General features: G+C 45.9%; 11 protein-coding genes. 8 read left to right on the forward strand and 3 right to left on the reverse strand.

Translation table 11 applies throughout. The annotated features are described in order from the left end of the window. Positions 1-69: 69 nt before the first annotated feature. Positions 70-840 carry a helix-turn-helix domain-containing protein gene (locus MUB35_RS03125; RefSeq protein WP_033140805.1) on the forward strand — a complete coding sequence of 257 codons (771 nt, stop codon included), beginning with the start codon at positions 70-72 and terminating at the stop codon, positions 838-840. Positions 841-1,029: 189 nt separating this feature from the next. Then, positions 1,030-3,765 (forward strand): translation factor GTPase family protein, encoded by a 2,736-nt coding sequence (locus MUB35_RS03130; protein ID WP_033140807.1) that lies wholly within the window; start codon positions 1,030-1,032, stop codon positions 3,763-3,765. A 51-nt stretch (positions 3,766-3,816) separates the two neighbouring features. Here the strand turns inward: MUB35_RS03130 and MUB35_RS03135 are convergent, their stop codons facing one another. Continuing rightward, positions 3,817-4,704, reverse strand: coding sequence for a LysR family transcriptional regulator (locus MUB35_RS03135; protein WP_227245037.1), 888 nt, complete (start codon positions 4,702-4,704; stop codon positions 3,817-3,819). Between the two features lie 228 nt (positions 4,705-4,932). On the opposite strand from MUB35_RS03135, the gene MUB35_RS03140 reads away from it, so the two are divergent. Next, complete coding sequence (locus MUB35_RS03140) at positions 4,933-5,613, forward strand: YoaK family protein (RefSeq protein ID WP_033140809.1); 681 nt, start codon at positions 4,933-4,935, stop codon at positions 5,611-5,613. A gap of 1,051 nt (positions 5,614-6,664) precedes the next feature. After that, positions 6,665-8,800, forward strand: a complete 2,136-nt coding sequence (locus MUB35_RS03145) for a hypothetical protein (protein WP_244805764.1) — start codon at positions 6,665-6,667, stop codon at positions 8,798-8,800. A gap of 2 nt (positions 8,801-8,802) precedes the next feature. Here the strand turns inward: MUB35_RS03145 and MUB35_RS03150 are convergent, their stop codons facing one another. Continuing rightward, positions 8,803-10,197, reverse strand: a complete 1,395-nt coding sequence (locus MUB35_RS03150; protein ID WP_244805765.1) for a sensor histidine kinase — start codon at positions 10,195-10,197, stop codon at positions 8,803-8,805. Further along, positions 10,194-10,901, reverse strand: coding sequence for a response regulator transcription factor (locus tag MUB35_RS03155; protein ID WP_244805766.1), 708 nt, complete (start codon positions 10,899-10,901; stop codon positions 10,194-10,196). Before MUB35_RS03155 ends, MUB35_RS03150 begins: the two co-directional genes overlap by 4 nt. Before the next feature lie 216 nt (positions 10,902-11,117). Here MUB35_RS03155 and MUB35_RS03160 point away from each other — a divergent pair, with 216 nt between their 5' ends. From MUB35_RS03160 to MUB35_RS03175, 4 genes are read left to right on the forward strand one after another with little or no spacing between them, the layout of a single operon-like run. Then, positions 11,118-11,873, forward strand: a complete 756-nt coding sequence (locus MUB35_RS03160) for an ABC transporter ATP-binding protein (RefSeq protein WP_033140812.1) — start codon at positions 11,118-11,120, stop codon at positions 11,871-11,873. Further along, positions 11,870-12,592: an ABC transporter permease gene (locus MUB35_RS03165; protein WP_148393517.1), complete on the forward strand. Its 723-nt coding sequence runs from the start codon at positions 11,870-11,872 to the stop codon at positions 12,590-12,592. Before MUB35_RS03160 ends, MUB35_RS03165 begins: the two co-directional genes overlap by 4 nt. Beyond that, positions 12,589-13,359 carry an ABC transporter permease gene (locus MUB35_RS03170; protein WP_148393518.1) on the forward strand — a complete coding sequence of 257 codons (771 nt, stop codon included), beginning with the start codon at positions 12,589-12,591 and terminating at the stop codon, positions 13,357-13,359. Before MUB35_RS03165 ends, MUB35_RS03170 begins: the two co-directional genes overlap by 4 nt. Continuing rightward, positions 13,360-13,647 (forward strand): hypothetical protein, encoded by a 288-nt coding sequence (locus MUB35_RS03175; protein ID WP_243128855.1) that lies wholly within the window; start codon positions 13,360-13,362, stop codon positions 13,645-13,647. It abuts the gene before it with no gap. The last annotated feature ends 16 nt before the right edge of the window (positions 13,648-13,663 follow it).

The following is a 13,663-nucleotide window of genomic DNA, read 5'->3' on the forward strand; positions in this document are numbered from 1 at the left end:
CTGCCGGTCGATTGCCAAATCGTGCCTTTTATTATAAGCTTTTGAGTTAGAAAGCAGGAGGCAGATAACATGTTTGAGATTGACAAAGAACGATTCGGCGCATTCCTTTTGGAACTGCGGAAAGAAAAGGGATATACACAGAAACAGCTTGCAGAAAAATTATTTGTATCAGACAAGGCAGTCAGCAAGTGGGAACGGGGGTTGAGTCTGCCGGATATTACACTCCTGGGCCCGCTGGCGGAGATTCTGGGTGTAACGGTGACAGAGCTTTTGCAGGCTCAGCGAATCAGTGAGGAAAAAACACTGACAAAGCCGGAGGTAGATGCTCTCGTTTCAGGTTCCCTTCGTTTATCGGCGGAGGAACAGGAAGAAAAAAGGTTAAAACAGAGAAAGAATATGATTCGCTACTTGCTGTGTATGGCTCTTGCCGGGGTGGAAATATGGCTTTTGCTATATGCAGAGGTTGGGAAAGAGATATTTTTCACTGGTTTCTTTACCATAGAAGGACTGAGTTTTTTATTTGGGGCATGGTTTTTGCTGTTTGCAAGAGAGACTCTGCCGGCCTTCTATGATGAGAATAAGATTAATTATTACAGTCAGGGACCGTTTCGGATTCATATTGCAGGGGTATATTTTAATAACAGAAACTGGCCCCATGTCCTGCGAGCTGGACGGATATCTATGTTGGGAATTGCTGTTATAAATCCACTACTTAATTTTTTGCTGTTAAAAGCAACGGGGGAGGTATTATGGAGGAGATATGAGGGATATGTATGCCTGGCAGTAGTGTTGTGTACAGTATTTATCCCTATTGTGGCGGTGGCAAAGAAAAACGAATAGAACGGTTTTAGGAACAGAGAATTTACTGCAGTTCCTGTAGCCTTTATATGATAACCATTCCACCGCTGTATGGCTGCTGTGATCTTGTCGGTTAACATGAGCCTGTTTATGCGATGATACTTATCGACTTACACCCCTTTCTGTGATATGATAAGCACTGTATTATATATCACAGAAAGGGGTATTTTCATGGAAAATACATCCGAAAAGAGAGAGAATAAATCGTTTTATAAAACGTCAAAACATATGAGTGTGGGTCTGTTGGCCCACGTGGATGCCGGCAAGACAACACTGGCTGAGAGTATCCTGTATCTGACGGGCAGTATCAGAAAACCAGGGCGTGTGGACCATCAGGATGCATTTCTGGACACCTATGACCTGGAACGGGAGCGGGGAATCACAATCTTTTCCAAACAGGCTGAGGTAAAACTGGGAGAAAAGGAAGTGACACTTCTGGATACCCCGGGGCATGTGGACTTTTCGGCGGAGATGGAAAGGACCCTGCAGATACTGGATTACGCGGTCCTGGTCATCAGCGGCGCTGATGGCGTACAGGGACATGTGCAGACATTGTGGAGGCTTCTGACCCGATACGAGATTCCTGTGTTCTTGTTTATCAATAAAATGGACCAGGAGGGAACTGACAGGCAGAAGCTGCTGGAAGAACTGCAGAAACGCCTGGATGAAAGGTGTATAGCCTTTGAGGAGGAACAGGAGGCCTTTTATGAGAATCTGGCTATGAGTGATGAGGCCGTACTGGAAAAATATCTGTCTGACGGCACTGTGGAGCAGGGAGAAATCGTCCGGCTGATAGCGGAGCGGAAAGTATTTCCCTGCTATTTCGGCTCTGCCCTGAAAATAGAAGGAGTGGAGGAGTTTCTGCAGGGTCTGGAAACCTATACGGCCTGTCCGAAATACCCGGAGGATTTCGGCGCCAGGATATACAAAATAGCCAGGGACGCCCAGGGGACCCGTCTGACTTATATGAAAATCACGGGCGGAACTCTGAAGGTGAAAGGAATGCTGACAAACCGCCGTGATGAACAGGCGGATAGTGATGAGATCTGGGAGGAAAAAGCGGACCAGCTCCGTATCTATTCCGGAGCCGGTTTCCGTGCTGTGAGCGAGGCACCTGCAGGGACAGTGTGCGCGGTGACAGGGCTGTCCAGGACATACTGCGGAGAGGGGCTGGGCGCTGAGACTGAGTCGGAGCTGCCGCTTCTTGAGCCTGTTCTCACCTATCAGATCCAGCTTCCGCCGGAATGTGATGTGCACCAGATGTATCTGAAGCTCCGCCAGCTGGAGGAGGAAGAACCGGAACTGCACATTGTCTGGGAAGAGCAGTCCAATGAAATCCATGCACAGGTTATGGGAGAGGTGCAGATAGAAATTCTGAAACGGCTGATCGGGGAACGATTTGGCACGGAAGTGGAATTTGGAGCGGGAAGTATCGTGTACAAAGAAACCATCACAGAGCCGGTGGAAGGGGTAGGGCATTTTGAACCTCTCCGCCACTATGCGGAGGTGCATCTTCTCATGGAGCCGGGAGAGCGGGGCAGCGGCCTGCAGTTCGAGACAGCCTGCAGTGAGGATATCCTGGAACGAAACTGGCAGCGTCTGGTGCTGACACATCTGGAAGAAAAACGCCACAGAGGTGTGCTGACAGGTTCCGAGATCACGGATATGAAGATCACACTGGTGACAGGACGAGCACATTTAAAGCATACAGAAGGCGGAGATTTCCGGCAGGCTACTTATCGTGCCGTGCGCCACGGACTGAAATGTACAACCAGTCTGCTGCTGGAACCTGTCTACGAATACCGGCTGGAAATCCCCTCCGACAAGGTGGGAAGGGCGCTCTCAGACATCCAGAAAATGTACGGTACATTTTCCGAACCGATCATAGAGGGGGATATGACCATACTGACAGGTACTGCCCCTGTATCCGCCATGCGGGATTACCAGACAGAGGTGATCGCCTATACCAAAGGCCACGGACGTCTTTCCTGCACACTGAAGGGATACGAACCCTGCCACAATGCGGAGGAGGTCATCGCTGAAAAAGGCTATGATTCCGAGAAGGATACGGAAAATCCCACAGGCTCTGTTTTCTGTTCCCATGGTGCCGGTTTTGTGGTGAGTTATGATAAAGTACGGGATTACATGCATCTGGACAGCGGCCTTAGTCTGGAGAAAAAAGAGAAGCCGGTTCAGGAATCATCCGCTCAGATATCACCTTCCTCTTACACGGGCGGCGGTCTGGCAGATGAAAAAGAGCTGGAAGAAATCTTTGCCCGCACATACGGAACTGCCAAAAAGGAAAGAAATCCATTCAACAGAAAACGTACCGTAAGCGCAGAGTCATCTTCCTCCAGGCAATACAGGCCTGCAAAGCAGGTGACAGAGGAGGAATACCTGCTGGTAGACGGCTATAATATTATATTTGCATGGGAAGAGTTAAAAGATCTTGCCAATGCCAGCATTGAGGCCGCCAGAAATAAGCTCATGGACATCCTCAGCAATTATCAGGGATATAAGAAGAACACACTGATCCTCGTATATGATGCCTATAAAGTGGAGGGCAATACGGGAGAAGTAATGAAATACCACAATATCTATGTAGTTTATACAAAAGAGGCGGAAACAGCGGACCAGTACATTGAGAAAACGGTCCATGAGATTGGAAGAAAACACCGGGTTACCGTGGCAACCTCTGACGCACTGGAGCAGATCATCATTCTGGGACAGGGCGCGAGCCGCCTCTCAGCCGCCGGCCTGAAAGAGGAGATTCAGGCTGCAGACATAGAGATCCGAAGCAATTATCTGAACCAGGGGCAAAATGGAAAAAATTATTTGTTTGACCATATGTCTGATGAACTCCAGGCGCTGATGGAGGATGTCAGGATGGGGAGGAAGAAGCTGTAAATTAACGGAAAGGGCTTCGAGAAATAAAGAATAAGACATTTTCAACACAATTTATTGATGTTGCAAAAGTTCGCTTAATTTTTTAGCTGCAACACTGAGCGGGCGCTCCGTATCCTGAATCAGGCATATGGAGCGCTTCGGCGGTTCTATATGCAGTGGAATTCTGAAAATTTCATTTTTCTCCAAAGCATCCCCGGCAAATTCTTCGGGAAGAAATCCGATTCCAAGCCCGTTTTTCACCATCATCAGAACCTGGTCCATGGTAGCAGCCTCCAAATCCGGTTCCAAGGTTAAGCCGTGTTCCAGGAAAAAGTCCCCATACAATTCATAACTTCTTGATCTTTTATCCATACACACAAAGGAGAACTGTTTCAGTTCCCCGAGATGCCATGTTTTTTCGGAAAACCCGGAAAACTGCGGCCCGCCTACAAGGATTTCCCTGAAATATTTCAGCGGAATTTCTTTTAATGGCCTGGTGATGCCCGATGGATTTGTGATAACGGCAAAATCTACGGTACCGTTTTTCAAAGCCTGTATGGCCTGAGGCGTGGTCTGATTAGAAATCCGTATCCTTACTCCCGGGTATTTCCTGTGAAATTCCCCGAGTTTATGCAGAAGCAGCCCATGCAGTGCCGTTTCGCTGGCTCCGATGGAAACCTGCCCGTTTTGCAGAGACTGCGCTGACCGCAGTTCTTCCTCTCCGGCCTGAATCTGTTCCACAGCCAGGGATACATGCCGGAAGAGCATTTCCCCCTCCGGTGTTAGCTTTACGCCCCTGTTGGAGCGCACCAAAAGTCTGCATCCCAGCTCGTGCTCCAGATTATTCATGGATCTGGTAATATTGGGCTGACTGTTCATCAGAACAGAGGCCGCCTTTGTAAAGCTGTGATATTTCGCTACGAAATAAAAAATTTTATAATAATCATATGTTATATTCATTAAAGTTACTCTGCCTTTCCTTTGGGCGCTGCAATCTCTGTGGCAATCGTTTGCTCTTCGCTATCAATTTCCTTCTTTTTTGGCTGTAATAAATAATAACCGCTGTCTGATATATTATTATGATATAAAAGCGATACGAAATATATATTTTACATCTTGCTTCACAAAAGTATAATATATAAAAGAATAAAAAACAACCCAAACCGACAGCGGTCAACAGGAGGAATCATGAAACCAGAAATTAAAAAAAAGCAAATGTCAGAGTCCATGCCTCTTGCCATATTTCTAACTCTGGCCGGCGGTTTTCAGGACGCCTATTCCTATAACTGCCGCGGCAAAGTCTTTGCCAATGCACAAACCGGTAATATTGTTCTGCTCGGTCAAAATCTGGCCCAGGGCCAATGGAAGACAGCGCTTCATTATCTCATTCCCCTCGCCGCTTTTTTCCTGGGCGTTTATATTACGGAGCGGGTACATTGCCTTTTCAGGGAAAATGACAAAATCCACTGGAGGCAGATTATTCTTCTGATAGAATCTTTTTTACTGATCATCACCGGTTTTCTCCCTCAATCCCTGAATATAAGTGCCAATGCCCTGATGTCCTTTGCCTGTGCCATGCAGGTCAACAGCTTCCGAAAATTTCATGGTCTTCCATGTGCTACTACCATGTGTATCGGCAACATCCGAAGTGCCACGGAAATGCTCTGCAGATATCATATAACCAAAGATAAAACGCTTAGGCGGAAGAGTGCCCACTATTATTTTATCATCCTGGTTTTCGCCATAGGCGCAACTACCGGGGCACTGGTTACTGCACATTTGGGCAGTCAGGCTATCTGGGGATCTTCCTTGCTGCTGCTGGCTGGTTTTATCCTCATGTTTATCAAAGAGCAGCCGGTTTTATGCTGAGGATTGGCTGTGTGCCCTGTGCCCGGCAATATATTTCGCGATGCACGGATAAGAACATTTTTCTTTATATTGCGCTGGCTGCGTAACGGTTCAGCTTGTCTGAACTATTACGGAACATTAAGGGATGCCTATAATTTTAAGATGTTGAATTGAAATAGTAGGTAAAGCAGAAAGAAAATTTGGCCAGAAACTTAAGAAATACCTATAATTTTAAAATCTTAGATTGAAATATAGGTAAAGCAAGAAGGAAAATTAGTCAGAAACTTAAGAAATACCTATAATTCTAAAATGTTAGAAATGAATAGTAGGTAAAGCAGGAAGAAAAATTGGCCAGAAACTTAAGAAATACCTATAATTCTAAAATGTTAGAAATGAATAGTAGGTAAAGCAGGAAGAAAAATTGGCCAGAAACTTAAGAAATACCTATAATTCTAAAATATTAGAGTTGAATAGTAGGTAAAGCACGATGAGAATCTGATCAGAATCGCCAGAAATGCCTATAATTCTAAGATATTGGAACGGAATAGCAGGTAATCTTTCATAGACTAAGTCAGACTCACTGGAAGTGTCAGGGCTTTCTGGATTTTTGCACTTCCTCAAATCTCTTTCGCTCATGTCATCTCAAATGGCACGGAAAAATCATGCAGGAAAAGGAGGAGGTTCTTCTTATATTTTACCAGCCTGTTGAGCAGGGTCTACTCTTTTTGCAGCAAAAGGAGCTGAAAAGCGAATGTTCCAACGGGGCCTTTCAATTTGACTGTGGAAAACTATGAGAAAATGGGCCGGAAGGTCCCGTTAAGGTGGCAAGTTATCCACAATAGCCGGGATTTCCATTTGCCATGGCAGATAAAGGCATGACTTGGTGGATAAGTCATGCCCGGAAAAAATAAATTTTGTCCTTGCATTTCGTGACCAAATATGATATTGTATTTCCACAACAACAGGCAAAGTTCTTGCCTCTCTAAAATATCTAATTATATCTTTTAAACAAAATCAGGCGTTTCGCCAAATTTACCAAATCATTTTATTCCATATCTAAAGGAGGTTTTTTATGGTACAAAAAAACATTGTGTGTGAAGGTTTAAGATGCTGTGTGCATTCTAAGGCGGCATTTATTAACTGGTGTATGGAATCCTCAAAAGAATCCCGGAATATGCTGATTCAGGCTATGATGAATGCAGATGGCAGAGAAGGATTTTTCGAGTCATCGCAAATGGGCAGTGTTGTGAAAAAGAGCATACTGTGGAACCAGGAACAGAAGGAGCATGTATTTGATGCCATTATCAGGAGAAAATTGTTAAAACGCGGACAGGAAGAACTTCCCCAGTTACTTGCAGCAGCAGTAGGCCCTGCGCTGAATATGGATCACGAGGAGGTACAGGTGGAAAGTATTCTTTTTCTGGCATATGCAATCGTCAGAAATGAGACGTGCAGAGAAGCCATAATGGAATATGCGGAAAAGGAAGGCGAAACATGTTACGATGCATATAAAAATTCCAGCTACAAAGATTCGGACTTTTTATCCTGGTTTCTCGTGGCTGACAGGCTTCCGGCAAGCATGGCAGTGGGTTTGATTGAACGGATACGCCTGGAAGAAGAAGCTGCAGAGGACAGTGATGCAGATGAGCACAGGCGATACAAAGACTTTACAGAAATTCTGGAAAAGGGTTACCGGAATCTTAAGAACCAGTTAAAAAAAGCAGAATACATAGATGGCTCCATGTTCCAAAAGATAGTTCAGGACAGCAATGATATGGTACATGCCGCGTCGGAGATGATGGTTCTTTTGGTAATAGCTGAAGAATTGGAAATTCCGGTACATGAGGATTATGATTTTTATTTGGGGCTTCAGATTCTTCAATCATATGAAGAGGATCTGGAAACATTGCCGGAGCCGGAAATTACAGAAAACGGAGGCAGAAGACTGCACAGAAATCTGCAGAAGGGTCATCCGCGGATGGAATCCTATTATACCTGCTATTATCTGGATGGGACAGAAACAGAGAGAACTGTGCCTGATCCCGGGACAGTATTTGAATATTTTCATTTGAACCTGCGTATGCTTGCAGGAATTGAGCTGGAGCAGAAAGATATAGACTTTATCTGTTCCCTGTCAGAGGGAATGAAATGGCAGGAGTATAAACAGACATTACTCATAGCAAGCTTGTGTAAATATATCCATAGTCTGCAGCAGTTATGTGAAAAGAATGATCCGGAGGAATACCGCTACCGTCAGCGAAGAGCTGAGAAGGATAGGAAGGAATTCCTCAATAAAATAGAGAACCTGCAGAGCAGGACAGCGTATCTGGAACAAAAGAAAAGGGAATTGGAAAATTGCCTGGAGCAATGTGAAAAAGAGAAAGAAAAGCTGAAGGTGAAGATTCAAAATACGGAGGAAAAAAATGCGCTGGAGCGGGAGGAATTGATCAGCCTGCGGAATTATGTTTTCCCGTTTACACAGACAGGAGGTAAAGGCGCAGGTGTCATACAAACAGAATCTGCAAAAACAGGATGTGAATGGATAGGATGTGTTCAGACAGAAAACGCTCGGACAGAATCCCAGACAGGATGCGCTCAGACAGAAAACGCTCGGACAAAAAGCGCTCAGACAGAATACATCCAGACAGAAAATCCTTCGACAGAAAGCGCTCGGACAGAACGCGTCCGGACAGAATGCACTCGGACAGAACGCGTTCGGACAGAATGCGCCCAGATAGGATGCGCCCGGGCAGAACGTGCACAAGCAGAAAGTGCTCAGACAGAACACGCACAAGCAGAATGCGTACTGCAAGAACGTGCCCGGACTGAATGTGCACAGAAAGTACATTTAAAAACAGTGGATTCACAGGCAAAAGCATATCAAAACCACGAAGAATCCCACCGCACAGAAGACCATGCAGCGCTGATGAAAGGCGAAAAAATGCTCATAATCGGCGGGCATATAAACTGGCAGAGAAAGATGAAACAATACCTGCCGCGCAGCCAGTTCCTTTCATCAGACAACCTGCATTTTGACAATTCTGTATTACACTGCAAGAGATATATTATCTTCAACACAGATGTGCTGAAACACGGACTGTATTATAAAATAATAGGCCAGAGGAAAAAGGAACAAAAAATTCTATACGTCCATGGCAATAACATAGATAAAATCCTGCAGGATATCAATCGTCAGATCTCATCATAGTATCATTCTGTTCTCGGCACCCGGATAACAACCCGGAATCCGCCGGCTTTTCCATGTGAGACCTCCATGTCTCCGCCATGCACTTCTGCAATTTGCCTGACCAGCATCAGCCCAAGCCCGTGCCTCTGGTTTCCTGTCTCTCTGTCGCAGACCATATAATGGGGGGCTTTCCGGATTTTCTCAAGCTCTTCATCGGTGATTCCGGTGCCATTGTCCTCCACCACGATTCTGCACATCTTTTCTGTTCTCCCCACAGACATGAACAATGTACAGCCATCCGGATTATGCACCTGACTGTTTGTGATCAGGTTAGAAACCGCCCGTTTTAAAAGCCCCTTATCCGCTTTTGCACAGCAGTTCTGCATATCCTCCCCTGCGACCCATTCGATTGGATATTTTCCCTCCAGGTCCAGATTCAGGAAATCCACAGCGGTCTGTCTGACCAGGGAAACTAAATTTACAGTATCCATATGAAGAGGCTGCACATTATACTCCAGTTTTGACGCCAGATTCAGATCATTGACCAGATTCTTCATCCGCAGGCTTTGCTGCCGGATGATCCGTGCTTTCTTTCGCTCCCTTTCCGGCAAATCCCTGTTCTCCTCAATCTGGCTTGCATATCCCAGAACCATAGAGAGCGGCGTTCGGATATCATGGGATACTCCGGCGATCCAGTTTGCACGGGCAGTCTCCTTTTTCTGAAGCTGATAATCCTGATTCCGGAGTTTTTCCGCAGCTTTATTGATGGAAACCGCCAGGTCTGACAGCAGTCCCTTTTCTTTGACATAGACGTCTCTTTCAGCAGGAAGTGCCTCAATTCCCTGTATGACCGGCTTTACAGAACGCAGAACCCCGGAGGTAACGACCATATAGACGAAAAATATAAGGATGAGATTACAGCTTAAAAACAGCAGCACCGTTTTAGGAAAGTTTCTGATGAAATCATAGTCAAAGGTATTGGATATTAATTTCCAGTAAGATTTCTTCGGAAAACCAAGCATGATCAAATCATCCCCGTACCCGCTGGTAGTGATGGGATAATCATTGATATACCCTCTGACCGCCATGGCAATGCTGGCTGCTGAATACTGTGTGGGAATCCCCTCCGGAAGATTGCTGCTGTTCCAGAGAATATATCCGGTTTCATTATCCACTAAGATAGCCCAGGCATTTGTCCTGGAAAGGATATCCTCTCCCTGGGCGGACAACCGGTATGTTCCATCCCCGTTCTCAGTAAGGGCAGAGGCCACAGTATCTGCAGATGACCATGCTCCGTGGTTTGCTGCCTGCTTATATGAGATAAGGAGCAGGAGAAAAAAATTAAGGAAAAGCAGCAGCACAAGGGAAAACAGCATGGTTACAATAAACCGTTTGATCAGTTTCAGAATACTTTTCATCGTACGTCCTCCATGAGCAGTTTATATCCCAGTCCCTTGACAGTCAGAAGGGATTCCGGTCTGGATGGGTTTTCCTCAATTTTTTCCCTTATCCGCCGGATATGCGCCATAAGAGAGTTTTCATAGCCAAACGGATTGTCACCCCAAACTGCCTCACAGAGCATATCAATCGTCACGATCCTGCCGGCATTCCGGCTGAGAACCTGCAGCAGTTCAAATTCCTTGGCAGTCAGGGCAATATGTTCCCCGTTCCGTATAATTTCTGCCCGGTCAAAATCCAGGGCACAGGCTTTCAGATACACGAGATTTGATTCATTCCGATAGCTTCTCTTTAATATAACATGAACCCGCAGGATCAGTTCTCTGGGCAGAAACGGTTTTACCATATAATCATCAGCACCCAGGCCAAGTCCTGTAAATTTGTCCTCATCCTCTCCGCGTGCGGTTAAAAAAAGGATGGGAAAGTCAGAAAACTCCCGGACCTTTTGAAACAGGGAGAAACCATCGCCATCCGGCAGCATAACATCAAAAATGCTAAACTCAGGATTCCACTCACGGCAGGCAGCCAGTGCCTCCGCCGTATTTTTTGCGGTTTTTATCTGTAAATATCCCTCTTCCTGTAAAATAGAGACAACCATATCAAGCAGCTCCGGTTCATCGTCTACAAGAAGTATTCTTTTTCTTTTCAAACGATCATTTGCCATTGTCTGTACCTCCCTGCAAATATATTTTCCGTATTTGTATCTATTCATCCGGCTGAGTAGCTCCCCGTATCCTTATTATATCAGCAAATCCGCCTGCCCGTGGGAATAATACCGAAATGTAAGGTAAATGTAAGGTTATCAGAATGCAGATGTAAGGTTGGCTTTCTATAATAAAGACAGAAACAAAGAAAAAGAATCCGGAAGGGAGACATGAAAATGAATATTATAGAAACATACCATCTGACAAAAGAATACGCTGACTTTACGGCTGTCGCTGACCTGAACATGCATATACGAAAGGGCAGTGTTTACGGATTTCTGGGACCGAATGGGGCTGGTAAATCCACTACTATGAAAATGTTTTTGGGACTGACAAAGCCTACAAAAGGCCGTTTTACCATTAACAGCAATACCTTCCCCAGAGACAGGATGAAGATTCTCAGGGAAGTGGGGTCTTTCATAGAAGCACCCGCTTTTTACGGCAACCTGACAGGGGAAGAGAATCTGGAGATTATAAGAAAAATCCTGGGTCTTCCGAAATCCAGCGTATCGGATGCTCTGGAGCTTGTAGGGCTGACCCAGTACCGGAAACGCCTTGCCAGAAAGTATTCCCTCGGTATGAAACAGAGGCTGGGGCTGGCCTCTGCGCTTATCGGACGCCCGCCTATTTTATTCCTGGACGAACCGACCAATGGTCTTGACCCGGTGGGAATCCATGAGATCAGGACTCTGATCCGTTCCCTGCCGAAGAAATACGACTGCACAGTCCTTGTGTCCTCCCACCTGCTTCCTGAGGTAGAGCTCATGGCGGATGATATCGGAATCCTGAATCATGGCCGTCTCCTCTTTGAAGGGAATCTGCAGGAACTGCGGCAGATGGCTGACTTTGAAGGATATCCCTCTGACAATCTGGAAGATACATTTCTGGCAATGGTGGAGGAGGATAACAGAAAGAGAGGTGCAGGAAAATGACATCTGCATTGGAGTGGAATAAGCTGAAGCGGACCGGATTCTTTCCCGCATTTCTGGCTGGCGGACTTCTGGCAGCGGCAGCCCCGGTGGTAAATATCGGAGCCCGCCCGGAGAGCTTTGTAAACAAACAGGATTCCCCGGCAGTTATTTTAATGGGAGCCAACTGGCAGCTCATGTCTATGCTGCTGTCTTTTCTCCTTATTATCGGCGCATGTATTATGTACCATACAGAATTTGCAGACAATGCCATGCAGCGCATGGATACCCTTCCAAAGCGTCCGGAGAGTCTGTTTTTCGGAAAATGCAGTGTGCTGTTGGTTTTGACAGCCGGGGCGCTTGTACTGGGAGGTGCAGCTCTTTGGTTCTGCGGATGGAAGTGGTTTTCTGCAGACCGCATCTTTACGACAGAAATCTGGAAGAGCATGGGATTTTCTTTTGCCATGTTCCTTCCGCTGCTCCTCTGTATGACTGCAGTTTCTTCCATCTGTAAAAATATGTGGATATCGCTGGGAATCGGCACGATCTGTCTGTTTATGACTTCCATTCTCCAAAATGGAGGCGGGATACTCTCTTATCTGCCATTTATGATGCCCATGAAGGTATATCCGAATCTTAATGGGGCGCAGGCAGTTAGATGCCTGATTATATCCTGCGGGGAAACGGCAGGTTTCGGACTGCTGGAAATCATCTATTTTAAAATAAGGAGGCATTTCACATGAGTTTTTTATCATTAGCAGGAGTAGAACTGAAAAAGACACGTCGCTCCGGCATCCTCTGGATTTTAGTGATTCCCGTATTTCTCATATGGCTGACTGCTGTGATCAATGCGGATATTAACTTTACCATAGGAAATGAAGGGATATCCCCGGAAAATAACTTTTTCATACAGAGCTTTATGGGATATGCCTGGTTCATGTTTCCTGCAAGTATTGTGATCAGTACCGTGATGCTGGTGCAGACAGAACGGAAGAATAAAGGAATACTGAAGATGCTGGCTCTGCCTGTATCTGCGGCCCGCCTCTGCCTGGTGAAATTTTCTATCCTTCTTTTGCTGGCAGCAGTGCAGATGTTTTTTATGACCCTGGCATATTTTCCAAGTGCGGCGATCGCATCCCGAATCCAGGATTATAACTTCATGCTGCCGGTTATGGATATACTGAGAGAAGCGGGGATCATTTACATTTCCTCCATTCCCATGGCCGCGTTTTTCTGGATGCTTGCTGTCAGTATTCAGACTCCCATTTTTTCCATGGGTGTGGGAATGGCATCTATTGTGCCGTCCGTCCTTCTTATTAACACAAAAATATGGTTTGCGTACCCCATGTGCTACCCGTTTCTCATGGCTGCATCCAGGATGCATGAGCTGGCATCCAATATGGGGACCTTTGCTTTTGAACTGATGCCGTTCATACCTGTGGCAGTGGGTTGCACGGTGGTGTGTCTGTTTGCAGCCTGTATCCGTTTCGGACAGGCAGAGAGGAGATAGATGATGAAAGAAAAACTGTTTACTGCGATAAGTACTGTTTTAATATTTTTCCCGTTTACAATTTTTCCGATACGATGGAATCCGTGGGCATTGGAGTCACCTGCGGCTGAGATCATTATCCTGGTGTATATTGCGGTGATGCTTGTCGGGGGTATTTTCACGATTACCGCTTACACAAAAGGGAAGGTTAAGAACAATCTGATGAAAATATGCCTGGTAGTGCACGGCGTCTACATAGCCGGAGGCGTGGCTATGCTCGCTATGATGGGAGCAACAAAATTTTCATAAACGAATGGCGGTGCTT

Source organism: Blautia sp. NSJ-175 (assembly GCF_022867815.1).
In the GTDB taxonomy this organism is placed as follows: Bacteria; Bacillota; Clostridia; order Lachnospirales; family Lachnospiraceae; genus Blautia; species Blautia celeris.

What these genes read in the sequence shown, in the direction of transcription:
- MUB35_RS03125 (WP_033140805.1), top strand. Translation starts at nt 70, where the DNA reads ATGTTTGAGATTGACAAAGAACGATTCGGCGCATTCCTTTTGGAACTG.
- MUB35_RS03130 (WP_033140807.1), top strand. Translation starts at nt 1,030, where the DNA reads ATGGAAAATACATCCGAAAAGAGAGAGAATAAATCGTTTTATAAAACG.
- MUB35_RS03135 (WP_227245037.1), bottom strand. Translation starts at nt 4,704, where the DNA reads ATGAATATAACATATGATTATTATAAAATTTTTTATTTCGTAGCGAAA.
- MUB35_RS03140 (WP_033140809.1), top strand. Translation starts at nt 4,933, where the DNA reads ATGAAACCAGAAATTAAAAAAAAGCAAATGTCAGAGTCCATGCCTCTT.
- MUB35_RS03145 (WP_244805764.1), top strand. Translation starts at nt 6,665, where the DNA reads ATGGTACAAAAAAACATTGTGTGTGAAGGTTTAAGATGCTGTGTGCAT.
- MUB35_RS03150 (WP_244805765.1), bottom strand. Translation starts at nt 10,197, where the DNA reads ATGAAAAGTATTCTGAAACTGATCAAACGGTTTATTGTAACCATGCTG.
- MUB35_RS03155 (WP_244805766.1), bottom strand. Translation starts at nt 10,901, where the DNA reads ATGGCAAATGATCGTTTGAAAAGAAAAAGAATACTTCTTGTAGACGAT.
- MUB35_RS03160 (WP_033140812.1), top strand. Translation starts at nt 11,118, where the DNA reads ATGAATATTATAGAAACATACCATCTGACAAAAGAATACGCTGACTTT.
- MUB35_RS03165 (WP_148393517.1), top strand. Translation starts at nt 11,870, where the DNA reads ATGACATCTGCATTGGAGTGGAATAAGCTGAAGCGGACCGGATTCTTT.
- MUB35_RS03170 (WP_148393518.1), top strand. Translation starts at nt 12,589, where the DNA reads ATGAGTTTTTTATCATTAGCAGGAGTAGAACTGAAAAAGACACGTCGC.
- MUB35_RS03175 (WP_243128855.1), top strand. Translation starts at nt 13,360, where the DNA reads ATGATGAAAGAAAAACTGTTTACTGCGATAAGTACTGTTTTAATATTT.